At 59.7% G+C, this 25,709-nt stretch carries 22 protein-coding genes; 12 read left to right on the forward strand and 10 right to left on the reverse strand.

The annotated features are described in order from the left end of the window. Positions 1–14 precede the first annotated feature (14 nt). The 3 genes from IEW73_RS03325 to IEW73_RS03335 form a co-directional block, all read right to left on the reverse strand. A complete protein-coding gene (locus tag IEW73_RS03325; RefSeq protein WP_188670656.1) occupies positions 15–638 on the reverse strand; it encodes an FxsA family protein in 624 nt (207 codons plus the stop codon). A gap of 102 nt (positions 639–740) precedes the next feature. Continuing rightward, positions 741–1,400: a response regulator gene (locus IEW73_RS03330; protein WP_188670658.1), complete on the reverse strand. Its 660-nt coding sequence runs from the start codon at positions 1,398–1,400 to the stop codon at positions 741–743. A 40-nt stretch (positions 1,401–1,440) separates the two neighbouring features. Beyond that, on the reverse strand, positions 1,441–2,583 hold the full coding sequence (locus IEW73_RS03335) for a sensor histidine kinase (protein ID WP_188670660.1): 1,143 nt from the start codon (positions 2,581–2,583) through the stop codon (positions 1,441–1,443). A 112-nt stretch (positions 2,584–2,695) separates the two neighbouring features. On the opposite strand from IEW73_RS03335, the gene IEW73_RS03340 reads away from it, so the two are divergent. After that, positions 2,696–4,216, forward strand: a complete 1,521-nt coding sequence (locus IEW73_RS03340; RefSeq protein WP_188670662.1) for a TldD/PmbA family protein — start codon at positions 2,696–2,698, stop codon at positions 4,214–4,216. After that, positions 4,213–5,586, forward strand: a complete 1,374-nt coding sequence (locus IEW73_RS03345; protein ID WP_188670664.1) for a metallopeptidase TldD-related protein — start codon at positions 4,213–4,215, stop codon at positions 5,584–5,586. The genes IEW73_RS03340 and IEW73_RS03345 overlap by 4 nt, the downstream gene beginning before the upstream one ends. 244 nt (positions 5,587–5,830) lie before the next feature. Here IEW73_RS03345 and IEW73_RS03350 read toward each other — a convergent pair whose 3' ends face one another. The 4 genes from IEW73_RS03350 to cobN all read right to left on the reverse strand — a co-directional run bounded on the left by IEW73_RS03350 (position 5,831) and on the right by cobN (position 11,881). After that, positions 5,831–6,235, reverse strand: a complete 405-nt coding sequence (locus tag IEW73_RS03350; protein ID WP_188670666.1) for a PPOX class F420-dependent oxidoreductase — start codon at positions 6,233–6,235, stop codon at positions 5,831–5,833. 17 nt (positions 6,236–6,252) lie between these two features. Further along, on the reverse strand, positions 6,253–7,323 hold the full coding sequence (locus tag IEW73_RS03355) for an ABC transporter ATP-binding protein (RefSeq protein ID WP_188670668.1): 1,071 nt from the start codon (positions 7,321–7,323) through the stop codon (positions 6,253–6,255). A 128-nt stretch (positions 7,324–7,451) separates the two neighbouring features. Further along, positions 7,452–8,282, reverse strand: coding sequence for a shikimate 5-dehydrogenase (locus IEW73_RS03360; RefSeq protein WP_206050416.1), 831 nt, complete (start codon positions 8,280–8,282; stop codon positions 7,452–7,454). Then, complete coding sequence (gene cobN, locus IEW73_RS03365; RefSeq protein WP_188672818.1) at positions 8,279–11,881, reverse strand: cobaltochelatase subunit CobN; 3,603 nt, start codon at positions 11,879–11,881, stop codon at positions 8,279–8,281. The genes IEW73_RS03360 and cobN overlap by 4 nt, the downstream gene beginning before the upstream one ends. Before the next feature lie 212 nt (positions 11,882–12,093). On the opposite strand from cobN, the gene IEW73_RS03370 reads away from it, so the two are divergent. The 3 genes from IEW73_RS03370 to IEW73_RS03380 all read left to right on the forward strand — a co-directional run bounded on the left by IEW73_RS03370 (position 12,094) and on the right by IEW73_RS03380 (position 16,538). Next, positions 12,094–13,800: an alpha/beta hydrolase gene (locus IEW73_RS03370; RefSeq protein WP_229675713.1), complete on the forward strand. Its 1,707-nt coding sequence runs from the start codon at positions 12,094–12,096 to the stop codon at positions 13,798–13,800. Between the two features lie 24 nt (positions 13,801–13,824). Continuing rightward, positions 13,825–14,958, forward strand: a complete 1,134-nt coding sequence (gene cobG / locus IEW73_RS03375) for a precorrin-3B synthase (RefSeq protein WP_188670671.1) — start codon at positions 13,825–13,827, stop codon at positions 14,956–14,958. Positions 14,959–15,128: 170 nt separating this feature from the next. Further along, entirely contained in the window at positions 15,129–16,538 is a 1,410-nt protein-coding gene (locus IEW73_RS03380) for a S8 family serine peptidase (protein ID WP_188670673.1), read from the forward strand. A 7-nt stretch (positions 16,539–16,545) separates the two neighbouring features. Here the strand turns inward: IEW73_RS03380 and IEW73_RS03385 are convergent, their stop codons facing one another. After that, positions 16,546–17,166, reverse strand: coding sequence for a DUF305 domain-containing protein (locus IEW73_RS03385; RefSeq protein ID WP_188670675.1), 621 nt, complete (start codon positions 17,164–17,166; stop codon positions 16,546–16,548). Between the two features lie 85 nt (positions 17,167–17,251). On the opposite strand from IEW73_RS03385, the gene IEW73_RS03390 reads away from it, so the two are divergent. From IEW73_RS03390 to IEW73_RS03410, 5 genes are read left to right on the forward strand one after another with little or no spacing between them, the layout of a single operon-like run. Further along, positions 17,252–17,458 (forward strand): heavy-metal-associated domain-containing protein, encoded by a 207-nt coding sequence (locus IEW73_RS03390; RefSeq protein WP_188670677.1) that lies wholly within the window; start codon positions 17,252–17,254, stop codon positions 17,456–17,458. Between the two features lie 23 nt (positions 17,459–17,481). Next, a complete protein-coding gene (locus IEW73_RS03395; RefSeq protein WP_188670679.1) occupies positions 17,482–19,818 on the forward strand; it encodes a heavy metal translocating P-type ATPase in 2,337 nt (778 codons plus the stop codon). Beyond that, complete coding sequence (locus IEW73_RS03400; protein ID WP_188670681.1) at positions 19,811–20,119, forward strand: metal-sensitive transcriptional regulator; 309 nt, start codon at positions 19,811–19,813, stop codon at positions 20,117–20,119. The genes IEW73_RS03395 and IEW73_RS03400 overlap by 8 nt, the downstream gene beginning before the upstream one ends. Positions 20,120–20,128: 9 nt before the next feature. Beyond that, positions 20,129–20,806, forward strand: coding sequence for a precorrin-8X methylmutase (locus IEW73_RS03405; protein WP_372433593.1), 678 nt, complete (start codon positions 20,129–20,131; stop codon positions 20,804–20,806). Further along, entirely contained in the window at positions 20,803–22,362 is a 1,560-nt protein-coding gene (locus IEW73_RS03410) for a precorrin-2 C(20)-methyltransferase (protein ID WP_188670683.1), read from the forward strand. Before IEW73_RS03405 ends, IEW73_RS03410 begins: the two co-directional genes overlap by 4 nt. On the opposite strand, the gene IEW73_RS03415 is transcribed toward IEW73_RS03410, so the two are convergent. Together IEW73_RS03415 and IEW73_RS03420 are read right to left on the reverse strand one after the other, a co-directional pair. Then, complete coding sequence (locus IEW73_RS03415) at positions 22,359–23,189, reverse strand: F510_1955 family glycosylhydrolase (protein WP_188670685.1); 831 nt, start codon at positions 23,187–23,189, stop codon at positions 22,359–22,361. The genes IEW73_RS03410 and IEW73_RS03415 overlap by 4 nt on opposite strands. Before the next feature lie 47 nt (positions 23,190–23,236). Then, positions 23,237–23,986, reverse strand: a complete 750-nt coding sequence (locus IEW73_RS03420) for a metal-dependent hydrolase (protein ID WP_188670687.1) — start codon at positions 23,984–23,986, stop codon at positions 23,237–23,239. Between the two features lie 214 nt (positions 23,987–24,200). Here IEW73_RS03420 and IEW73_RS03425 point away from each other — a divergent pair, with 214 nt between their 5' ends. Together IEW73_RS03425 and IEW73_RS03430 are read left to right on the forward strand one after the other, a co-directional pair. Beyond that, entirely contained in the window at positions 24,201–24,488 is a 288-nt protein-coding gene (locus tag IEW73_RS03425; protein WP_188670689.1) for a DUF427 domain-containing protein, read from the forward strand. 78 nt (positions 24,489–24,566) lie between these two features. Beyond that, positions 24,567–25,706, forward strand: coding sequence for an acyl-CoA dehydrogenase family protein (locus IEW73_RS03430; protein ID WP_188670691.1), 1,140 nt, complete (start codon positions 24,567–24,569; stop codon positions 25,704–25,706). Positions 25,707–25,709 lie beyond the last annotated feature (3 nt).

The following is a 25,709-nucleotide window of genomic DNA, read 5'->3' on the forward strand; positions in this document are numbered from 1 at the left end:
TCTAATTCCTCTGTTCAGCGTTGGGTGTCGTTGCGCGGGTCGTCTGGGTCCACCTCGTACGGTGGTGGATCGAGTTCGCCGGAAATGATGATTGTGTCATTGTCGCCCGCCGGATTATCCGACGGCGTCGACTCGCCGGTCGTCGTTCCGCTTGCGGGCTCCTCGACAATGTCGCTGTTTACCACGTCCCCGTCTACCACTTCCCCGTCGATCACTTCAGTCCCACGATGGTGGCGAACAGTCCGAACCGCACCAAAACCTGCCGACCCCGCGGTCGCGGCCAAACGATACTTCTTCATCAACACAAACAGGATGGCAGGGCGCATGATCTTGCGTGTCGGAGGGAACAGGACAAGCAATCCGAGCACACTGGTCGCCACACCAGGAATGGCTAGCAAAAGCCCAGCTAACGCCACGAGTGCAGTGTCCGCTACGGCATTGGCGGGCGAACCAACTCCCTGAACAGCAGCAGCGAGCTGCCTCAAAGCGGTTCGTGACTGCGAAGCAAACAGCACCAGACCCAATACAAAGCTCGCGACGACGATAGCGAGCGTCCACAACAGGCCAACAGTTTTGACAAGCACCACAATGGTGGCGATTTCCACCACCACGTAGGTGAGGAACGTCAACAAGATCACAACAAACCCTTCCCGAACTCACGCCGTGCTGCAGGCGATTGGTCCCAGTCTTCCCGATCCGCACGCCCTATGCCATCCTGGGCGCCGCAGGTCACACCGAGATTACGAACCAGGTTTGACCAGACCGTGCTCATAGGCGAAAACCACAGCCTGCACACGGTCGCGCAAACCCAGCTTGGCTAGCACCCGCCCGACATGGGTTTTGACCGTCGCTTCAGTCAGGTGCAGTGCCGCCCCGATTTCACCATTGGACAGCCCCGACGCGATGAGGTCGAGAACCTCACGTTCCCGGTCAGTCAACTGCTGCAACGACTCGGGAAGGTTCGGCTCCGGCGTGGATGGCGACAGCATTCGGTCGAGGAGTCGGCGAGTAATTTTTGGCGACACCACGGCATCGCCGCCCGCCACTGCGCGAATCGCCGACACTAGCTCCTCTGGCGGGGTGTCTTTCAACAGGAAACCGCTTGCTCCCGCATTGAGCGCGCCTAGCACGTGTTCGTCCAGGTCAAACGTAGTCATCACCAGGACTTTGGTCTGCGGGCACTCCTGAGTAATTTTTTCGGTTGCTGCAACACCATCCATGATGGGCATCCGGATATCCATCAACACAACGTCAGGGTTGAGTTCCCCTGCGGCACGCACTGCGGCGAGACCGTCGGCAGCTTCTCCCACCACCGAGACATCCTCGTGGGCGTCCACAATCATTCGTAAACCCATGCGCATGAGTTCTTGGTCGTCAACGAGCAGGACAGTGATGGGCACGTCAACACCTTAGTTGGTTTCCGCGCCAACCGTGCGTCAGCTAGTCGATCGGTAGTGCCGCATGCACCCGCCACCCGTCACCGGGGAGGACGGATGTCTCAAGCGTTCCGCCTAGAACAGCGACGCGTTCACGCATTCCAACAATTCCGTTACCGCTGCCATGGTCGTGGCCCGGCCGGGTCATACCGTTCCCGCCCTGGTCACTGATAGTGACGTACGCAGTATCGGCGTCGCGTCGCACCACAACAGTGGCTCGCGCTCCGTCACCGGCATGACGCAGAACATTGGTCAGTGACTCTTGCACGATCCGTTTGATACCCAAACCCACGGCGGGGCCGATGGAATCCACATCACCGGTAATTTCGAGTTCAACGGGCAAACCAGCGTCCCGCATGAGCTGCGATGTCCGCGCCAAACCCGCCGTGCCATAGTCGAGCACCTCGTCTGTCGAATTGTCGGTACGCAACAGCGACAGGGTGCGTCGAAGTTCGGTCAACGCTTCACGGCCCGTGCTCGCGACCGTGCGCAACGCTTGTTCAGCAAGCTCGGGGTGAGTGCGCACGGCATATGACGCCCCTTCGGCTTGGACGATCATCACACTCACAGAGTGCGCGACAACATCGTGGAGTTCCCGGGCAATGCGGGTGCGTTCCGCAGCGACAGCGTCTTCCGCCCGGCGATCCCGTTCAATCTCTGCAACCTCAAGGCGGGCCGCTATCTCCTCGTGGTGGCGATGCCGCACCGCCAATGCCTCTGCGACCAACCATGCAATGGCATAGAAGAACGCCAGATACAGTGCCGTAGCGGGCATTTCGTAGCCCAACAGCATGCCTTTGAGTGCCGTGTCGACAACGAGGCCGAGCACAAACACCACGCCCCACCCGCGGCTTGAATTCACCACCAGCGTGTAGAGGGCAACAATGAGCAACAGTGAAGCCGGGTGACCTATCTGATCATGATCGACTAGGTGAAGTTGCAGCGTGCTAAGCCACGAGAACAGCAAGATAGCGAACGATGACAGCACCGGAAGCTCACGACGACACACCATAGGCAGGCACATAGCCAGGCCGACGGCAAAAAACAACCACGGCGTATTGCTGCGTGGTGCGGATGCGGCCTCAAGAATGACAAACACTGAGGCGATAAGGATGTCCGCTATCCGCGGTTGGTCACGAAGCCACATGCTGAAACGATGCACCCGTGTAGCTTACGGGCGTTGCTGCACTGTGCGCTCGGGTCGGCTGTCGGCGGTGTTCTCCTAGCGGTGTTCTTCTAGCACCGCTAGCCTCAACTGTGTGAGCCACCCGCGAACTGTTGACGCAGACTTTCTTGACCTTCCTACGAGACTTCTCTCCGATGCGGCACTCAGAGCCGCAACCGCTGCCGGTGCATCGCATGCTGATATTCGGATTCATCGGGTGAAGTCACAGACCCTGCGTCTGCGTGACGCGAAGGTGCAGTCCGCCACCGACAACACTGACTTTGGGTTTGCAGTGCGGGTCATTGTCGATGGCACGTGGGGTTTCGCTTCGCATGCACTGCTGAGCCCTGATATCGCGGCGGACACCGCGCGCCGGGCTGTTGCGGTCGCCCGCTCATTGCGTGAACTTAATAGGGAGACGGTGGAACTCGCTGACGAACCCGCGTATCCGGGTGCTACTTGGGTGTCGTCGTATGAGGTCGATCCTTTCGATGTTCCCACTCGGGACAAGGTCGAGGTGCTCGCTGACTATTCGCAACGGCTCTTAACTTCCTCAGGGGTTGACCACGTCACGGCTCACTGTCTGATGGTCAAGGAACAAGTTTTTTACGCTGACACGGCGGGGTCGTCGATTTCTCAGCAGCGGGTTCGTCTGCACCCGCAGTTGGAGGCTGTAGCCGTTGATGCAGACGCCGGAAGTTTTGAGTCCATGCGCACCCTCGCACCCCCTGTTGGCCGGGGCTGGGAGTACTTGACGGGCAATTCGCAGTGGGATTGGGCCACTGAACTAGCCCGTATTCCCGACTACCTATCCGAGAAAATCAAAGCGCCCACCGTTACTGCCGGGCCCACTGACTTGGTCATCGATCCCACGAATTTGTGGCTCACCATTCACGAATCCATTGGCCATGCCACCGAGTACGACAGAGCGATTGGCTACGAAGCCGCCTACGCTGGCACGTCATTCGCCACCCCGGATCAACTTGGCACACTCCGGTACGGCACTCCGATCATGCATGTCACCGCCGACCGCACCGTTGACCATGGTCTGGCCAGTATTGGTTACGACGACGAAGGCGTCGCCACTGGCTCGTGGGATCTCATTCGAGACGGCGTTCTTGTGGGCTACCAACTTGACCGGACATTCGCCCCTCGGTTGGGCCTTGCGCGTTCGAATGGCTGCTCATATGCGGATTCTGCACACCACGTACCGATTCAGCGCATGCCGAATGTGTCGTTGCAACCAGATCCGGATGTGGACAGGTCGACCGATGACCTCATCGCCATGGTCGATGACGGCATTTACGTGATGGGTGACCGGTCCTGGTCAATCGATATGCAACGGTACAACTTCCAGTTCACTGGCCAGCGCTTCTATCGCATCAAGGGCGGTGAAATTGTGGGCCAGGTCCGCGACGTCGCATACCAAGCTACGACGACGGACTTCTGGGGTTCGATGGAAGCTGTAGGCGGTGCGCAAACGTGGCAGCTCGGTGGGGCGTTCAACTGCGGGAAAGCGCAACCGGGGCAGGTCGCTGCCGTCAGCCACGGGTGCCCTACGGCGTTGTTCCGCGGAGTTAATGTGCTCAACACGAAGCAGGAGGCGGGCGCATGATCACCGCACACGATCTGATCGAGCAGGTCCTTGCGCTGTCGGTCGCTGACGACGCCGTCGTTGTGGTTACTGACGTGAGTGAAGCTTCACTGAGGTGGGCGAACAGTTCCATGACGACCAATGGTGCATCGACGTACCGCAAGTGGTCGCTCGTCTCGTTCATACACGGCGAATCTGGGACCTCCATTGGTGTGGTTAACAGCACGAGCGTCGACGCTGGCGACATCCCCGACATTGTCCGTGCCAGCGAAGAAACAGCACGTAGCGCCGAACCCACTACCGAGACTATGCCTTTGGTGGACGGAAGTAGCGTTGACGACGCCTGGACCGAGCCACCGGTTTCCACTGGGGCGGAGGTTTTCACGGCACTTGTTGGTCCGCTTTCGCGCGGGTTCGATGGCACGGACAATCTGTTCGGATTCGCGCACCACCAGGTCCACACGACCTGGCTTGGCACCAGCACCGGTGTTCGTCGACGCTGGGTTCAGCACACAGGCTCGCTCGAGATCAATGGGAAACGCGACTACGGCACGCACGTCGCCAGTGCATGGGTGGGCGCGGGAACGAAGGACTTTACTGACATCGACGTCGATTCCATGCTCTCGTCACTCGATGTGCAACTTGGGTGGGCGCGGACCCGCGTCGAGTTGCCAGCAGGCCGTTACGACACCATCCTTCCTCCGTCAGCGGTGAGTGATCTTCTCGTGTACATGCTGTGGAGCATGAGCGGCCGTGGTGCCCACGAGGGGCGCAATGCGTTTGCGCGCAGTGGTGGCACACGCCTGGGCGAAAAACTCACCGACCTCCCGTTGACTCTCACCACCGACCCGCACGCCAGTGGAATCGAGAGTATGCCGTTTATTGCCACGTCACATTCCGGCGATGACTTGTCAGTATTCGACAACGGTCTGGACCTTCCTGCCGTGGATTGGATCCGCGACGGACACATCAATGCCCTCGCGTTTTCACGCGCAGGAGCCCAAGAGTTTGGTAATCAGTTCACCTTCGCAGCGGATAACGCCACCCTCACAGGCGGTTCGGACGCCACCGTGGATGACATGATCCGCAGCACCAAACGCGGATTACTCCTGACGTGCCTGTGGTACATCCGCGAAGTAGACCCGACCTCACTGCTCCTCACCGGCCTGACACGTGATGGTGTCTACCTCATCGAGGACGGCAAGGTTGTGGGGGCGGTGAATAACTTCCGGTTCAACGAAAGCCCCATTGACTTGCTTCGCCGAGTAACCGAGGCTGGGGCGTCTGAACGCACTCTTCCGCGCGAATGGGGCGATTGGTTTAATCGCGCAATTATGGCTCCGCTGCGGATTCCGGACTTTCATATGTCCTCTGTCAGCAAGGCAACGTAGCGAGTTCGGTCCGTACCTTGTCTGTATTCGCATTCGTCCGCATTTACGCACACAAGCGAACCCAACGCAATGCCGATAAACAACGCTGTTCCAACCAAGATCAAGAATTTCCATAATGGAAATGGCGCGGTGGTATTTCCTTCGTGATTCATGGTTTCCCCCTGCAAGTCGCGTGGTCAACGCAGTTGCGTGACCTGTTACGGCGACTATGACAGCGAGGTCTGACAAACTACATACGTGTAAGTTAATTCTCGTTTGTCACGTTGCTGTCGTCTAGAGTTATGGCGACACCAATTGTTCCGCGACGTCCTCGACGCAGAAGGCTCCCTTTCACCAAAAGCCAACCCGTGGCACCGTATTTTTTGGCAATGAGACCGCGCACGTAATTGGTTCCCTCTTCGCCGAGAACTTCTGCGCTTGCCCGCACAGTTTCACCGTCGGGTTGACCCCGCTTCCCGCACACAGCGATCGTCACACGGGGGTCCCGTTTAATTCGCTTGACCTTGTACGAGTTCGTTTCCGTCCACACAAACAGTCGATTGTCTTCGGCTGCCACCCACAATGGGGTGGGTACCGGGGTGCTGTCCTTACGGAAGGTCGTCAGAAGCACGTATTTTGCGGAGGCGAGCTCGTCGAACGTCGGTGCCATGAGGTCAGAGTACTTCCCTACTGTGCTAATCGCTCGCCATCGCCATGCGCGGCGAATAGGTGAACGTGTTCTGGGTCTACTTGAACGTGAATTGTCGAACCTTTTTCTGGTGGTTGCCGCCAGTCGACGCGCGCCACGAGCTCACTCTCAGCACCGTTGATCATTGTGCGGCCGTACACATATGCTTCCGAGCCCAGTTCCTCCACCACGTCAACCTCGACGCGCATGCCAGATTCGGAGATCACGACGTGCTCGGGCCGAATGCCGACCACAACCGAGCCATCAGCTGAGTCGTGAGGCGGAACCGTGAGCGTCAAATCGCCAAGAATTACGGTGCCATCTTGAGTGGGGATGGTGTACAAGTTCATCGCTGGTGAGCCAATAAATCCGGCAACAAAAACATTGGCTGGGTTGCGATACAGCTCACGCGGATTGTCACACTGCTGCAGGACGCCGTTGTTCAGAACGGCGACCCTGTCGCCCATGGTCATCGCTTCTACTTGATCGTGGGTGACATACACCGTCGTTGTACCGAGTCGCCGCTGCAACTGCGCTATTTGTGCGCGGGTCTGTACGCGAAGTTTTGCGTCGAGGTTGGACAGGGGTTCGTCCATGAGGAACACCTGCGGCTGGCGAACAATCGCGCGTCCCATCGCAACGCGCTGGCGCTGGCCACCCGACAACGCTTTGGGTTTACGGTCCAAATAGTCTTCGAGCCCAAGGAGTTTCGCCGCGGCTTGCACGCGTTCGCGGATCTCCTTTTTCGGTGTCTTGGAAAGTTTCAGCGAGAAACCCATATTTTCGGCCACAGTCATGTGTGGGTAGAGGGCATAGTTTTGGAACACCATGGCGATGTCGCGGTCTTTGGGGTCTAGGTGTGTGACATCGCGGTCACCGATGAAGATGCACCCAGCGTCGACGTCTTCGAGTCCTGCGAGCATTCTGAGGCTCGTGGACTTCCCGCAGCCAGAAGGTCCGACGAGGACGAGAAACTCACCGTCCTCGATGTGGAGGTTCAGTCTGTCGACGGCAGGTTCCTCCGACCCGGGATAGACCCGAGTGGTGTTGTCGAACGTGATGGCAGCCATGGTCTGTGGTGGTTCCCTTCACCGGCAGGAACGTGCCGGACGATCCGAGTGTGGGGATGTTCTGCGCGAAACTCTAGGCCACTTCACCCTCGAGGTCGCGTTTCTCGCCTCTGGTGGTGTCGTAGTCGTTACCTGCGCGAGAACTCGGACGCCTCACGAAGCAGGTCATCTGGCGGCACAATTCCGGTATACAAAGCGAATTGTTCTGCTGCCTGCAGTGCGATCACTTCCGTGCCCGCGATCGTTTTTTTGCCCGCCTTACGCGCGTAGGCAAGTAACTCGGTAGTTGCAGGCATCGCGATGACGTCGAATACGGTGTGCGCGGCATCGATTGTTTCGGCACTGAATGGGAGCCCTGGCTGATGCTCCATACCGATCGGTGTCGCGTTGATGAGCACGTCATAGGCGGACGTTGTCTCGGGGATCCAACGGTACCGGTAGGTATCGGCTAGTTTTCCCCCGCTGTGTGCGTTACGGGCGACGATGGTGACGTCTGAGAATCCGCTGTCTCGCAGCGCGGCGGTAGTAGCTTTGGCCATTCCGCCGCTGCCACAGACCGCGACCCTGGATGAGGTGGAAACTTCGTGTGTGCGGAGCAGCGATCGCACCGCTAGATAGTCGGTGTTGTATGCAGCGAGGTGACCATCTGTGTTGACGATTGTGTTCACAGATCCGATGGCACGTGCGGATTCATCGAGTGTGTCGACCAAGTCGATGACGGCTTCTTTGAACGGCATGGACACAGAGCAACCTCTGATGCCCAGTGCGCGAACACCCGCTACCGCACCCACGATGTCCTCTGTGGTGCACGCCTTGTACAGGTAGTTCATGCCTAGTTTTCGGTACAGGAAATTGTGAAACCGAGTACCGATGTTGCTCGGCTTGCCCGCAAGGGAGATGCAGATAATGGTGTCCCTGGTGGGCATGAACATCGATACATCCGCGGTGCTTGGGTTCATTCTTGTTCCAGGTCGCCTTCGCTGCGCAGGTAGGCTTCTTTAAGCGCCGCCAGGGTCGCCGGAGCAGGGTTGGCCCACATTCCGCGTTGCACCGCTTCCAGAAGCCGCTCGGTGATGCCGTGCATAGCCCACGGGTTGGATTCGCTCATGAACTTCTGATTCTCGTCGTCGAAAACATAGTTTTCGGTGAGTTGCTCGTACATCCAGTCATCCACGACGTGCGCTGTAGCATCAAGTCCGAACAGGTAGTCCACTGTTGCGGCCATTTCGAATGCACCCTTGTAGCCGTGTCGACGCATTGCAGACATCCATCGCGGGTTAATGACGCGGGCCCGGAACACTCGGCGGGTTTCCTCGGTGAGTGTACGAGTGCGGACGGATTCCGGCCTCGTGCTGTCTCCCACATACGCCTCAGGCTCTGTACCGGTCAGCGACCGAACTGTGGCGATCATGCCGCCGTGATACTGAAAGTAGTCGTCAGAGTCGGCGATATCGTGTTCGCGGGTGTCAATGTTCTTCACGGCAACACTGATCCGGCGGTACGCGTCGCGCATGTCGTCTGCAGCGGGGATGCCGTCTAGTCCTCGACCGTAGGCGTACCCACCCCAGGTGGTGTACACGTCGGCGAGGTCGGCGTCGGTGCGCCAGTTTTTAGCATCTACGAGCTGCAACAACCCTGCACCGTATGTACCTGGTTTGGAGCCGAAAATCCTTGTGGTGGCGCGGCGTTCGTCACCGTGCCGGTCCATATCGTTTTGGGTGTGTGCTCGAATAAAGTTGTCATCGGGTGACTCGTCGAGGTTCGCGACGAGACGCACGGCATCGTCGAGGAGCGCGAGGACGTGTGGGAACGCATCGCGGAAAAAGCCACTGATTCGGACGGTGACGTCGATTCTTGGACGCCCGAGTTCGGCGAGCGGGATGACTTCGAGGTCGCGTACGCGGCGCGACGCTTCGTCCCAGATGGGGCGCACTCCGAGGAGGGCGAATACTTCAGCGATGTCGTCACCGGACGTGCGCATCGCGGATGTGCCCCACACCGAGATTCCCACTGACTTTGGCCACTGCCCGTGGTCCTTGTAGTACCGGGTCAGTAGCGAATCGGCCATCAGCTGGCCCGTTTCCCACGCCAACTTCGACGGAATTGCTTTGGGGTCAACGGAGTAAAAGTTGCGACCTGTGGGGAGAACATTGATCAGCCCACGCAGTGGTGATCCGCTTGGACCAGCCTGAATGAAGCCGCCAGCTAATGCGTGCAGAACCTGCGGAATCTCCTGTTCCGTCGCACGCAAGCGAGGCACGACCTCATTGCACGCAAAGCGGAGAATCTGCGCAACCGTGTTGTCGTCGGTGAGCTTTGCGACGTGCTTCGATTTCCACTTCTTCTCAGCCAGCGCCAGGAGAAGTCCACGCGCCTGCGCTTCGACGTCGTCAACGCGGGTGCGTGACTCGTCGCCGTCCTCACTGAGGCCAAGCGCTTCGCGCAGCCCAGGAACAGTCTGTTCGCCGCCCCACATTTGGCGCGCCCGCAGCATCGCGAGAACGAGATCGACTTCCTCTTCGTCGCGTGGCCGGCGACTGAGAATGTGTAGGCCATCGCGAATTTGGACGTCCTTGATTTCGCACAACCATCCGTCAACATGCATCAGCATGTCGTCGAATACGTCCTCGTCTGGTCGCTGTTCAAGCCCAAGGTCGTGGTTCATTTTCGCCGCCGTCATCAGCGTCCAGATTTGTTGCCGAATGGCGGGGAGTTTCGCTGGGTCAAGGGCAGAAATGTTGGAGTGCTCGTCAAGGAGCTGCTCAAGTCGCTGGATGTCGCCGTACGATTCGGCGCGCGCCATCGGCGGAATGAGGTGGTCGACCAGGGTGGCGTGGATGCGCCGTTTCGCTTGCGTTCCCTCGCCCGGGTCGTTGACCAGGAACGGGTAGATGACGGGGAGATCACCAATGGCCGCATCGGTGGCGCAGTGTGACGACAATCCGAGCGTTTTACCTGGCAGCCATTCGAGGTTGCCGTGTTTGCCTAGGTGAATCAGTGCGTGCGCGCCAAATCCGCCGTCGTCCTGGGCGGCTCGAACCCACCGATAGGCGGCAAGGTAGTGGTGGCTCGGCGGCAGGTCGGGGTCGTGATAGATCGCCACTGGGTTCTCACCGAATCCGCGTGGCGGTTGCACCATTATGACAAGGTTTCCGAATTGCATTGCCGCGATGACGATGTCGCCCTCGGGGTTGGTGCTGCGGTCAACGAACAACTCTCCAGGAGCCGGTCCCCAATGCTGTTCTACCTGCTCGCGCAGTAAGGCAGGCAACGTCGCAAACCATTCCCGGTACTTACTTGCTGAAATGCGGATTGGGTTTGATTCAATTTGTGACTCTGAGAGCCAGTCCTGGTCTTGCCCTCCGGCTTTGATGAGGGCATGGATCAGCGCATCGCCGTCACGTTGAGCTAACCCAGGCACCGCGTCAGGCCCGTCGATAGGCCCGAGGTCATACCCCGCCTCGCGCATGGCGGACAAGAGCGCGATCGCACTTGCCGGGGTGTCAAGACCCACTGCGTTTCCGATGCGTGCGTGCTTGGTGGGATACGCCGACAACATCAGCACCACGCGTTTCGACGACGGATTTAACCGTCCAAGGCGGGCATGGTTCACCGCAATACCAGCCACCCTGGACGCCCGTTCCCGGTCGGGAACGTAGGTGGACAAGCCATCATCGTCGATTTCCTTGAACGAAAACGGCACAGTAATGATGCGACCATCAAATTCGGGCACAGCAACCTGGGTGGCTGCGTCAAGAGGTGACATGCCGTCATCGTTTTCGTTCCACTGTTCCCGGGACGACGTGAGGCACAGCCCCTGCAAAATCGGTATGTCGAGCGCGGCGAGTTCGGTCACATCCCACGCTTCGTCGTCTCCCCCGGCGCCGACGGTGGCGGGCTTCGTACCACCGGCCGCCAACACTGTCACCACCATGGCGTCGCTTTGGCCCAACGCGTCGAGTAGCGCTGGGGATGCCGAGCGCAAGGACGCGCAGTAGATCGGCACCGCGCATGCGCCGTGGCTTTCAATCGCATCACACAGTGCATGAACGTATGCGACGTTGCCTGCGAGGTGTTGTGCGCGGTAGTACAGCACCGTCACCACTGGGCTGCCCGGCGACAACTCTGCGGATTCGCGGTCTAGGTAGCCCCAGTCGGGAAGTGACTGCGGATCATCAAACCCAAACCCTGTGAGAAGCAGGGTGTCCGACAGGAAGTTGAACATCTCCCGGAGGTTGTCAGCGCCACCTTGAGCCAAATAATTATGGGTCTGCGCCGACACGCCTGCCGGAACGGTAGACAGTTCCATCAATTCAGCGTCCGGGGCCAACTCGCCACTGACCACTACGACGGGGACATTTGCTGCGAGAACAACCTCGAGGCCGTCCTCCCATACCCGTTTGCCGCCGAGTATGCGGACAACGATCAGGTCCACCCCATCAATCCACTGCGGCAACTCTGCAATGTCAACGCGTGCCGGATTAGCGAGGCGATAGTCGGCGCCACTTGCACGGGCAGAAAGCAGATCAGTGTCTGACGTGGACAGCAGAAGTATCACGCGCACCCTTCCCAAGGATCAGTCCACCCAAGTGAGGCGAACGCCACGCATGCTACCGGCTTAGCCGAACAAATTCGCGGCCACCTTTTTCGCCCACCTTTTTCGCTGGGGCACCGTCGCGCGTCGCTTCGGCGCTGATGGCGTGTGCTGTTCGTCTCGTACATGCCTTTCGTTGTGGGCGGTATCGAACTTCAGTCCCTACAATTCCTCACATGATGCCGTCCGTACGCTCTGCTGCCACACGCGTGCAACAGAGCTATTTAGTCGGCGTCTTCTCCACTGTTGCGCGCACATTTCACCCCGTTGGCCTTGCCTTCGCCGTGTTGTTTTTCGCCTGGTCGATGAGCCCATCACTGCTGCCCCGGCCCTGGTTCCTGCAGGCGCTGGCCACCGGCATCAGCATGGCAATCGGATACGGTGTCGGGCGACTGCTGGCGTGGCTGACGCTCCATCTTGGGTTCGCCCCTCGATGGTCGGCTCATGCCCGCATTGCGGGATGGACCATTCTGTCCCTGACTGCTGCTGTGACCATTCCGACGTTCACGATTCTGGGCGCGCGCTGGCAAGATATTGTGCGAGACATCGTAGGTACGCAGCGCGATGGCGGCCATTTCTACCTCCTCGTTGTGTTCCTTGCCTTCACTGTGGCGATTACGCTTGTGTTTTCCGGGCGTGCGTTGCGCTGGTTGAGCAACCGAATCACCCACCTCGGAACTCGGTTTGTTCCCACTCATACGGCCCGGCTGGCTAGCATCGCCCTCCTTTTCACCTTTGTTGTCTTTGTTGTAGACGGGGCAGCCCAGCGCGTCATCGTCAATGTGGCGGAACGATCAGCAGCCGCGGTAGATGTCGACACGGCACCGGGAGTAACCGCACCGATCTATCCGGAACGATCCGGGTCGCGGCATTCAGCTCAAGCATGGAACACGCTCGGAAACCAGGGGCGTTCTTTTGTTGCGGGTGGCCCAACGTGGCGAAACATCGAGATCGCTACCGGGCAGCCCGCCATGACCCCAATCAGGGTGTATGCGGGTCGGGATTCGGGCCCCACATTCGACGACGTCGCGGCCCTCGTCGTTGACGAACTTGAGCGCACAGGCGCTTTTGACCGTTCCGTGCTCGCAGTGGCGACAGCGACGGGAAGCGGCTGGGTGAACCCCAACGTCGCCGCAGCCCTGGAATTCGTAACAGGTGGCGACAGCGCGATCGCCTCAATGCAATACTCCTACCTACCGAGCCCAGTGTCGTTCATTGCCGACCGCGAAACTCCCCAGCAAGCAGGTCGCGCACTCTTCGACGCCGTCTACGAACGGTGGAGCAGCAAGCCGATAGATTCCAGGCCTGCGCTTGTCGTGTTCGGTGAAAGCCTCGGATCATACGGCGGACAAGCAGCGTTCTCCGGCGGCTACGAAATGCTCGCCAAAGTTGATGGCGCCCTATGGTCTGGCACCCCCAACTTCACCGAACAGTGGCAACTCATTACAGCCTCACGCGATGCCAACTCACGCCAAGCGCGCCCCATCATCGCATCGGGCGACCACATTCGGTTCGCCGCACAGCCAGCCGATGTACGTGGCGCAGGTCTGGCAGCCGAGTGGCGTTCGCCGCGAATCGTGTACTGGCAGCACTCTTCCGACCCGATCGTGTGGTGGAACTCCGAACTCATTCACACCCGCCCAGAATGGTTAAACAAACCCCTCGCGCCGGGCATCGACCCCAACCTTCAATGGGTTCCCTTTGTGACTTTCTGGCAAATCACAGCCGACATGGTTTTTTCCATTGACGTTCCGTCCGGACACGGCCATAGCTACGGACCCGAAGCGGCCTATCTGTGGGCTGACATCCTCGACGGAATTACGGACAAAAAATTATCGCCGGAACAACTCGACCGTGTCCACGCAGCGATAGGGCGTCGATAGGTGAACAGGGATTACGCTGAACATATGGCCGATGACCGATGTCCTGGAGCGTTTCGACTTCACGAGGCAGCTGACGGTTTGCTTGCCCGTGTGCGCCTTCCCGGCGGAATGTTGACGCCAGCGCAGGTGCACACCCTTGCGGAGGTGGCGCGCAACCACAGCAACGGCGTACTGGAGTTGACTTCGCGGGCCAATATCCAACTTCGCGGAATTCCAGATGCCGACGCCGCGGACGCTGTCGTGGAACAGCTCACTACGGCGGGGCTTTTGCCGTCTCGCACCCATGAGCGGGTGCGCAACATACTCGCGTCGCCGTTGTCCGGTGTTATGGGCGGGTTCGTTGACGTTCGACCATGGGTCACGCGGTTCGATGAACTTCTCTGCTCGCAGCCTGAACTTGCGGCGCTCTCGGGTCGGTTTCTCGTGGGATTCGATGACGGCCGCGGCGATATCGCTGGCTTGGATGCGGACATTACGGCAATGGCGTTCGACGAAACGACGGTCGCGTTGCTCGTCGGCGGGAGCGACACCGGTATCCGTGTGCCCGTTGACGATGTTGTGCCCCTGGTGCTTGAGGCCGCGCTCGCCTTCGCTGCGGTGCGGACTGGTGAATGGAGGGTGAATGATCTGCCTGAACGTGGTCGTGAGATCACGGCATCCTTGTCAGTGGCGCCTACTCACGGCGCTGAGGATGTGTACGTGCCGGAGCGGACTGTACCGCCGGTGGGCTGGTTTGCCAGTGACGACGGGGGCGTCGCACTTGGCGCGGCCACACGACTGGGGCGAATTGACGTCCGCCTTGCCGAGTTCTTGGCTGCCATTGAACAACCAGTGGTGGTGACTCCGTGGCGCACACTAGTTGTCACGGGCCTCGATGAGTGGCGCGCGGAGCAGGTAGTCCGGGTTCTTGCTCCGATGGGCCTGATCTTTGATGCTGACTCGCCGTGGGTGTCTGTCAGCGCTTGTACGGGGCGTCCAGGATGTGGTCGAGCCGTGGCTGACGTGCATGCTGATGTCACCCAGGCGGTCACCGAAGACTCGTTACCCGTGCAGGGACGCCAGCATTGGGTGGGGTGCGAGCGGCAGTGTGGCACTCCGGCAGGCGAGGTTCATGTGGTGACGGCGACCACCAGCGGCTACCGTACGGCCCGCACGTAATCCAACGCCCCGGACCACCAAACGGTGCGCATCCGACGGTGAGCAACATCAACATCAGGTAAAGCGTTAGCAACGAACTGGATTGCGCACCGCTATCCCACTTTTGCCGCAGTCCAAACCCATACCATTCGCGCAGAGTCATCACTAATACTGCTTGTGGAAGGGTTTGCATGCGCAGATCGCTGCTCGGAATTGTTGCGACGTCCGTCCTCGCTGGGGGTCTTGTGGTGGTGGGAGCGCCCGCAGCGGTGTCGGAGCCACCAGACGAGTCGTACATCGTTGTGTTCAACGACAATGTGGAACAGGCACCGAAGGTGCGTGCATTGGAACGGGCGAACGGAATCGCAACGGACCGCGAATTCCGCAACGTCCTCAATGGTTTTTCGGCCCGGATGCCCGGTGCGGTTCGGGATCGGCTCGCGCAAGATCCGGACGTCGCATTCATCGCACCAGATCTGCCTGTCCGCGCTCTCCCCTCAGACCCTGTTCAGTCCGGAGAGAACGTCCCGACGGGCGTTAAACGTATCGAAGCGGAATCAGCGGGTTTAGTAAATAAGCCGAGCAATGTTTCGGTGGCGATTATCGACACTGGGATCGACCTTGCGCACAGTGATCTCAACGCAGTTGCAGGAAAGGACTGCATCACCAACGGCGGTACCTCTCAAGACACGCATGGTCACGGCACTCACGTCGCAGGCACAGTGGCTGCAAGGAACAACGGAGCAGGCGTGGTGGGAGTTGTTCCCGACACCACCGTGTATTCGGTTCGTGTGCTCAACTCGGAAGGTGACGGCACCATTTCGAGTGTGATCTGTGGGATCGATTGGGTCACCGAGAACTCCGTGGGTCTGAATATCAAGGTGGCCAACATGAGCTTGGGCACGGTGGGAAGCAGCGACGGAAACTGCGGCGCAACGAAGGGCGACCCGATGCACCTTGCAGTGTGTCAGTCGACGCAGCAGGGCATTACCTACGTTGTAGCGGCTGGTAACGATGCGACAGATTTCGCCACTGCGATTCCCGCGGCGTACCCAGAGGTGCTTACGGTCACCGCGATGTCGGACAGCGACGGCGCCCCAGGTGGTACGGGCGGCGCACCGTCGTGTTCGTCAAATCAGGGCGACGATGTTGCGGCAACATTTTCCAACTACGCAACATCCACAGTTGATAGAGCGCACACGGTCGCCGCACCGGGCGTATGCATCGCGTCGACTCGTCGCGGTGGCGGCACTACCTTGTTGTCGGGAACGTCGATGGCCGCCCCACACGTCGCTGGTGCTGTCGCGAAGTGCATTGGCACTGGCGGGATTGCTGGGCCATGTGACGGGATGACACCGGCGCAGATCATTCAAAAGATCCGTAGTGATGCCGCAGCGAAACCGGCCTCATTTGGATTTACCGGTGACGCGGTGAACTCGCCAACGGCAAAGCATTACGGTCGCCTCGTGCACGTGGGTGTCGGCGCAGGTGACGGGTCGCCGACTGATCCAGAACCAACTGACCCGGAGCCGACTGACCCCGGGCCGTCCCCCACCCCGCCACCGTGCCAGCCCACTGGCAGCTTCGGTGGCGGATGCTGATCGCTTTTTACAGGGTCTCGAGCAGTTCCTTCATGTAGTCGATTTCGGTTTCCTGGGCGTACAGGATCTCTTCTGCGAGTTCATGTGCGTCCGGGTTACTGCCGAAAGCGAGGAGGGTGTCGGACATGGCGAGGGCACCTTCGTGATGGATGATCATTTGCTCAAGAAATAGCCTTGCTGCTTCGGTGCCTTCAGCAGCGCGGAGTTCCTCAAGGTCCTCATCGCTCATCATTCCGTGCATGTCGTCATCCGCATGCGCGGCATGGTTGTCTTCGGCTCCCCATTGCGCGAGCCATTCGCTAAGCAATTCAATCTCGGGCTCTTGGGCTGCCTTGATGTCCTCGGCCAGCGCGGTAACCCGTTCGTCGATGTTGTCCTTGCCCAGGATGATGTCACTCATCTCGATGGCTTGTTCGTGGTGCACGATCATGCCCTGCGCGAATGCGATGTCGGCATCGTTAAATTCGCCGTCTCCGAACTCAGCACCGTCCTCGGGGGTTGCTCCCACTTCGGTGGTCGCGTCGATACCTGGTGCGGTGTCAGTTGTTGTTTCCTCGTCGGAGGCACATCCGCTCAGTGTGAGGGCTGCGGTTGCGGCGATTGCTACGAGTGTGCGGTGGGCTCTCATTTTTACTCTCCCTGGTGATCGAGTGGTACCGTGACATTTATACCCTACGGGGGTACCGTAGGATTTATCACGGAAGGAACAAACTATGTCTCACACCACCACAATTATCGTCTCTGACATGACATGCGGCCACTGCGTGTCGGCAGTCAAGGAAGAAATCTCCGCCATCGACAACGTGACCGGCGTCGACGTCGACCTCGCCTCAGGCAGCGTCTCCATCACGAGCACAGCACCAATTGCAGACGAATCCATTCGCGAAGCAGTAACCGAGGCCGGATACACCGTCCGCTAGATGGCCCCATCCAGGAAAGCGTCATGAAAATAAACCTAGACACCCCCACCGCCTCCACCATTGAACTCGCTGTCTCGGGAATGACCTGCGCTTCCTGCGCGGCGCGGATTGAAAAGAAGCTCAACAAACTTGATGGTGTAACCGCGGCCGTCAATTACGCCACCGAGAAAGCACACATCACCAGTTCCGACCCAATCAGCCCAGATCAACTCATATCTGTCGTGGAAAAAGCCGGGTACTCAGCCCGACTCGCTGGACCAAACTCCACCCTCAGCGCCGCCGACATCGACGAAAAAGACGACCGCGCAGTAGCAATTCTGCGCCGTCGCCTCATCGTCGCCGCTGTCCTCAGCATCCCCATCATCGCCCTCGCCATGGTCCCTGCCCTGCAGTTCCCCTACTGGCAGTGGATCTCGCTCGCGCTCACCATCCCAGTAATCACCTGGGCTGGCTACCCGTTCCACCGCGCCGCCGTGGTCAACGCGCGGCATCGCACCGTCACCATGGACACGCTTATCTCCATGGGAACGCTCGCCGCGTTTGGTTGGTCCGTCTACGCACTGTTTTTCGGTATGGCAGGACACATCGGGATGACGCACCAATTCAGCCTCATCCCCGACCGCACAAGCGGCACAGCAAACATCTACTTCGAAGCCGCCGCCGGAATCACAGCCTTCATTCTCGCCGGTAAATACATGGAGGCAAAGGCGAAACGAAGCGCAGGTGCGGCACTACGGGCCCTCGCTGAGCTTGGTGCGCACGATGTCGCTGTCTTGCGAAATGGGCAAGAAGTGCGCATCCCCACCGAACAACTCCAAGTAGGTGACACATTTATAGTCCGCCCTGGGGAAAAGGTCGCGACGGACGGCATCGTGGTCGAGGGGCAATCCGCCGTCGACGAGTCCATGCTCACGGGCGAGCCGATCCCCACCGATGTAGGGCCCAACTCCCGGGTGACCGGTGCAACCCTCAACACCTCAGGACGCCTTGTCGTCCGCGCAACCGAAGTCGGTGAGGACACCGCACTCGCCCACATCCGCACCCTCGTCGAAAACGCTCAATCCGGAAAGGCGCAGATCCAACGCCTCGCGGACCGTATTTCCGCCACCTTTGTGCCCTTTGTTATCGCCCTTGCGCTGATCGCACTCGCTTTTTGGTGGTGGCGTGAAGGATCAGTCGAATTCGCGTTCACCGCAGCCGTCGCAGTCCTGATCATCGCGTGCCCGTGCGCTCTTGGACTCGCCACACCCACCGCTCTTCTTGTGGGAACCGGTCGCGGCGCGCAACTTGGCGTACTCATCAAGGGGCCCGAAGTTCTCGAAACCACCCGCACAGTCGATACGGTAGTGCTCGACAAAACCGGCACCATCACCACCGGGCAGATGACACTCCTCGACGTCATCACACAGTCGGGCACAACCCGCGACGAGGCATTGCTCGTAGCTGGTGCGCTGGAAAACGGTTCAGAGCATCCGATTGCCCGTGCCATCGCCGACGCCGCACAACGCGTGGCCCCTCTGGTCGACGTCACCGATTTCACAAACTTCGCGGGCCTTGGTGTGCGCGCCACCATCACCGACCGTGACACCGTTGCCTACATTGGCCGACCCGAATTTCTCACCGAACATGGACTGGCATTGCCAGCGGACCTCCGTGACGCGATCGTAGAAGCGCAAAATCACGGCCGCACCGCCGTCCTCGTCGGTTGGGGCAGCACCGCACGGGCTGTGCTCGTGGTCGGTGACACCATCAAGCCCGAATCAGCCGACGCGATCGCCACCATGCATTCGTTGGGTCTGCGTACGGTGATGCTCACCGGTGACAACCAGACCGCCGCCCAGATCATTGGCGACACCGTGGGCATTGACGAGGTCATCGCAGGTGTTCTTCCAGCCGACAAGGTCGCTACGATCACGCGACTGCAAGGCGAGGGACACACAGTGGCAATGATCGGCGACGGCGTCAACGATGCGGCCGCGCTCGCCCAGGCTGATCTCGGCATCGCAATGGGGTCAGGCACAGATGTCGCAATCCACGCCAGCGACCTCACCCTCATGCGATCCGACCTTCGGGCCGCGGTCGACGCCATCAGGCTTTCGCGAGCCACACTGCGCACCATCAAAGGGAACCTATTCTGGGCCTTTGCCTACAACGTCGCTGCCCTGCCAGTGGCCGCTGCTGGTCTGCTGAACCCGATGATCGCGGGCGCCGCGATGGCACTGTCATCGTTGTTCGTGGTAGGAAACAGTCTGCGACTTCGCCGATTCCGCACATCAGGAATCTCCCCAGCGCGCAGCACCTCAGCGATCAGCCCCACGCCGAATTCGGCACCGCAGAAAGGTCCACGCAACCATGTCTGACACCACCTGCCATGCAGAACACCATGGCTACATCAGCAACAAAGAAGACCTCCTCAAACGTCTCCGCCGAATCGAGGGCCAAGCACGCGGAATTCAACGCATGGTTGAGGACGAAAAGTACTGCATTGACATCCTCACCCAGGTGTCCGCGATGACGAGCGCGCTCCGCTCAGTTGCACTGGGGTTGCTCGACGACCACATGAATCACTGTGTCGTTAACGCAGTGGCAGTAGGCGGAAACGAAGCGGACATGAAGCTCAAAGAAGTGTCCGATGCAATAGCTCGGCTCGTTCGCTCGTAAACTCGCCACATGCCCGTCACCACCACAGCGGACAACGCTGACCGATACACCGCCCTCATGCGCGTGGGTTATGAACACGATGGACGTGCCATCTACCGGCAATCCTTCGCAATGATTCGCGCTGAAGCTGACCTCACGCGCTTTCCTGAGAGTGAAGCGCACGCTGTGGTGCGGATGATTCACGCATGCGGAGACACCCAGCTGACGGATGACATCGCGTTTTCTACCGGGGTGGTCGATGCGGCCCGCGCTGCGCTACAGGCTGGGGCACCGATCTTGGCTGACACCCACATGGTGGCTTCTGGCGTCACCCGCACCCGGCTTCCCGCCGACAACGACGTCATCTGCACCTTGCGTGACGCTCGCACACCCGGCCTCGCCGCCGAACTCGGCACCACACGCACGGCCGCCGCCGTCGAACTGTGGCGCGACCACCTCGATGGCGCAATCGTCGCCATCGGCAACGCACCCACCGCGCTCTTTCACCTGTTGGAAATGATCGACAACGGCGCACCTATGCCCGCTGCAATTGTTGGCGGACCAGTGGGGTTCGTCGGAGCGATCGAATCCAAGGAAGCGCTTATCGCACACCCCGGGAGGGTCCCCCACATTGTGGTGCGCGGGCGACGCGGAGGAAGCGCCATCACCGCCGCGGCGGTCAATGCGATTGCGAGCACTGAACTATGAGCGGAAAACTGTACGGAATTGGGCTTGGTCCAGGCGACCCGGAACTTGTCACGGTGAAGGCCGCGCGGCTCATCAGTGAGGCCGATGTGGTGGCATTCCACAGCGCGAAGCACGGGCGCAGTATCGCCCGCAGTGTCGCTGAACCATACCTTCGGCAGGGTCAGATCGAAGAGAAGCTCGTCTACCCCTTAACGACTGAAACAACGACCCACCCACAGGGGTATCAGGGCGCGATTAACGACTTCTACGAAGAATCCGCTGCACGCCTCGCAACACACCTCGCAGCAGGGCGCACCGTCGCACTGCTCGCCGAGGGCGATCCCATGTTCTACAGCTCCTACATGCACATGCATAAACGGCTCAGCCACCGTTTCGACACTGAGGTGGTACCCGGCGTTACCTCCATATCGGCCGCATCCGCAGCGATGCAAACACCGCTGGTGGAGCGTGACGAAGTTCTTACAGTTTTGCCTGGAACATTGCCAGTGGAAGAACTCACCGACCGCTTGGTAGGCAGCGACGCCGTCGCCATCATGAAGCTGGGACGCACCTTCGGCACTGTTCGCGACGCCCTCGAGCGCTCGGGACGACTCGACGAAGCGGTGTACGTAGAACGAGCGTCGTGGTCGGCGCAGAAAGTCGCCCCGCTCCGCGATATTGACCCGAACGATGTGCCCTACTTCTCCGTCGCTATCGTGCCGTCGCCCCTCAACAACACCGAACGGCAAGGCGACGCCACAACGGGCGAAGTGGTCGTTGTGGGGCTTGGGCCAGGCGACCCTGCCTGGACCACACCAGAGGTGAGGCGGGAGCTACGTGCGGCCACCGACTTGGTTGGGTATGGGCCGTACTTGTCACGGGTCGCGGCCAATGCGTGGCAGCGCCATCACCCTTCCGATAACCAAGTGGAGGAGCAACGCGCCGCGTTTGCGTTGGACCTAGCGCGTTCCGGCGCCCGCGTGGCTGTGGTCTCCTCGGGCGATCCCGGTGTGTTCGCGATGGCCACCGCTGTCTTAGAGGTGGCGTGCCGTTCGGAGTTCGAGAACATTCCGGTGCGGGTGGTGCCTGGGATGACGGCAGCCAACGCCGTCGCGTCACGGGCGGGCGCCCCGCTTGGGCATGACTACGCCGTGATTTCGTTGTCTGATCGCCTCAAACCCTGGGATGTTATTGCGAAACGTATTCGCTCGGCTGCCGAGGCTGATCTTGCGATCGCGATTTACAACCCAGCATCGCGGTCGCGCCGGTGGCAGGTAGAGGAGTTGAAGGCAATTCTCCTCGAAACTAGAGCTCCGGACACTGCTGTGATCATTGGTCGTGCTGTCGGCAGCGCTGTTGAAGAGGTGACGGTAGTGACGCTCGCGGACTTCGCCCCCGACAGCATTGACATGCGGTGCCTCATCATTATCGGCTCGTCGCAAACCGTCGTCGCACACCGTGCAGGTGGAGCGGTTGCCTTCACCCCACGCCGGTACCCAGACGCAGCGACTGCCCCAGTCAACAGTGCTGTGAACGGTTCAGTGAATGGTGTTGCGCAGGAAACGACCGAAGTTTAGTAGTCGTGGATGGCGGTGAATGTTTCGCCGCCATCCGCTGACCTAGCGATAGTTGATTCGGTTGCGACGTAGATATCGCCCGCTGGATCAATGGTCAATGCGTGCGGAACAGCGCCGAGGTCAGAGACGATATCCCAGTGTTGTGCGGTTCGCGAGGAGCGCACAACCGTCCCACTGATATCGATGCCGATGAGCGTGGTGGCGTCGAGCCAATCAACGTGAGCGATCGCGGGAGCGTTCTCCACGACCGCAAAGGTGGACCCGCCGTCGATGCTGCGGTGCAACCCTGTTTGCGCGGTCACCAGAATATGGTTCGGGTCGACTGGGTCAATTGCGATGTGACGTGCTTCAAGGGTGGCCAGTTGTTCCCAATCGGTGGCGTCCTCGGACCGCATGATGGTGCCGCTCACGCTGTCGAAACCATAGATGGTGCCATGCCGAACAGCGAGAGCGTGAAAATCAGCCTCACCGGCAAGCGACACCGCGGACCACGTTTGTGCACCATCAGTGGATTCAATCAGCCCCAAGTTGATGGGTTGTGACAGGTCGTCTGGGCTGGGGTGACCGCTTGCGTAGAAGTGGTCTGGGCCCGCGTTGGCGAGACTCATGAAGTCATATTCGACGTCACTGTGCAGCCGTGGCGTGCCGCCGTCGTAGCGGAAAACCCCGAAGTGTGACGCGATATAGAGACTGTCGTCGTTCGCGTTTGTGGCAAGCGCGTGAATGTGGCCGAAATACGGAGGCTCAGCCCGGTCAAAAACTCCACACCCGCTGACTGCTAGCGCCATAGCAAGCGACGCCACCGCAATGCGAAAAGTCCTACGCACCATCTCTCCCCTGTATAGGCCGGGCCTTATCAAGCGTCCGGCCATCCTTAAGCGCCGAGCCATTCGGCAGTCCACCACACGTGCCCACTCAACACTGCTGGCGCTATCCATAGTGCCGCAATCAACGACGCACTCGTTAACATCTGCTCCCGGGTTCCGCCCGCACGTCCAAGAACAGGGATGCGAACGCGACGCTTGGGTAGTGGCCAGAAGAAGTTCGGCAACCCGCGCACCGTCATCGAGTCCTGTAAACAATGCAGCAAACACCCGACCGCAGCGGTGATGGGCATCCACCACCAATCGTTAGGTGCGAGCCATAAAGCTAACGCGACGATAGCGACTGCTTCGACCGCAATAATTTCGTCTCCGATCAGCCGAGATCGGAACACGGACAAGCCGAGTGTCAGCATCATCGTGTACGCGAGAAACCACATCAGCACGATCAAGGCCCAGTTCGGAGGCAACGTCATTCCGGCAATTTCAGTGGGAACGGTGGCCAGCAATCCGGCGAGAAAACCCATCGCGAGAGCAAACACCAGTGTGTGGGTTTTCCCTACCCTGTGCCCGCCCGACACCTTGTTGACGATCCTGGCAAACGCTTTCGATAACGGACCCAGCGTTTGCGATAGTTTTGCGTCGGAGTGATCCCAGTCGGGCCAGACTGACCACCCGGCGATGGCGATGGTGGACACAATAATTTCACCAGTAGTCAGTGGAGTGCCAAACGCATTGGCGATGGGCGGCGCACACGCGAGCCACAGCACGCTGGTTGTCGCCATATGGCCTCGGGCCATCATCGTGGGGAATCCCCTTTTCTGTCTTTACATCGGCTAAGTCCGAAAAGCTCTGTTACACAACGACATACACGACAGGACCGACAAAAGTGACTCCAGAACCGAAAGGTTGTGTGGCACATCACGTTTAACGAAACCCGGAGCCCTATTTCGTGATCGGGAACATTTCAGTTCTCCGATGGTGTTGCACCTATCAACTACCCACGAAAGGCACACCATGATCCGGGCAGTCTGGAACGACACAGTGATCGCCGAGGCCGAATCAACAGTGAAAGTGGAGGGAAACCACTACTTTCCGCCCGAGTCGGTCAAACGTGAACTGCTGCGCGACAGTACGCACACCACGGTGTGCCACTGGAAAGGCACCGCTCACTACTACGACATAGTGGTCGACGGCAGTACAGGAACAAACCTCGGGTGGTATTACCCGACGCCCCACAGCGCAGCGGCCAACATCAAAGACCACGTTGCCTTCTACCCTCAGGTCCGCATCGAACAAGACTGACCCGCACAGGACTGGGGCGAACGGCTCGCACCAACACCATTAGAGTGGACACACTGCCTCAGATGGTTTGGAGTTGGAATGCCTGTTGACCGCTTGCTGCCCACACGCGAAGCCCGCGACCTCATCGACATGGTGCGCGACGTGTGCGCTAAAGAACTCGACCCCCGCGTGGTCGACTGCGAGAAGCACCAGGAGTACCCAGAAGGCCTGTTTGGCACGCTTGGCGAACTCGGACTTCTGAGCCTCCCGTACCCCGAAGAGCAAGGTGGCGGCGGACAGTCCTACGAGGTGTACCTCCAAGTCCTCGAGGAACTCGGTGCTCAATGGGCCGCCGTTGCAGTAGCCGTCAGCGTGCACTCCCTATCCTGCTACGCCATGTCCGCATACGGGACAGACGAGCAGCAACAACAATGGCTTCCCAGAATGCTCGGTGGCAACCACATTGGCGCCTACAGCCTGTCTGAACCTCAGGCAGGTTCCGACGCCGCAGCGCTCCGATGCGCAGCAACACCAATCGACGGTGGCTACCGCATCAACGGCAGCAAAGCGTGGATCACCCACGGCGGTCGCGCCGACTTCTACACTCTCTTCGCCCGGACTGGGACCGGTCAACGCGGCATCAGTTGCTTCGTCGTCCCCGCAGACACAGAAGGGCTTTCATTCGGGAAACCCGAGGAAAAGCTGGGACTGCGGGCCATTCCCACCACCGCCGCCTACTACGACAATGCCTTCATCGCCGATGAGCAGCGGATCGGCGACGAAGGCGAGGGTCTAGCAATCGCATTCAGTGCACTGGACTCCGGCCGCCTCGGAATCGCAGCTGTCGCCACCGGACTTGCGCAACGCGCACTCGACGACGCCGTCGCCTACGCCAAAGAACGCCACACCTTTGGCAAGAAAATAATCGACCACCAAGGTCTTGGTTTTTTACTCGCCGACATGGCGGCCGCCGTCGAATCCGCGCGCGCCACCTACATAGACGCGGCCCGACGACGCGATGCCGGGCTTCCCTACTCGCGGCAGGCCAGCGTCGCCAAATTGATCGCCACCGACGCCGCCATGAAAGTAACTACCGACGCAGTTCAGGTATTTGGTGGGTACGGATACACCACCGAGTATCCAGTCGAGCGGTACATGCGAGAAGCCAAGATCATGCAAATTTTCGAAGGAACAAACCAAATTCAGCGACTCGTAATATCCCGCCACCTAGCTCGGTGACAC

Origin of the sequence: Hoyosella rhizosphaerae (assembly GCF_014643175.1) — a bacterium.
Lineage (GTDB): Bacteria > Actinomycetota > Actinomycetes > Mycobacteriales > Mycobacteriaceae > Lolliginicoccus > Lolliginicoccus rhizosphaerae.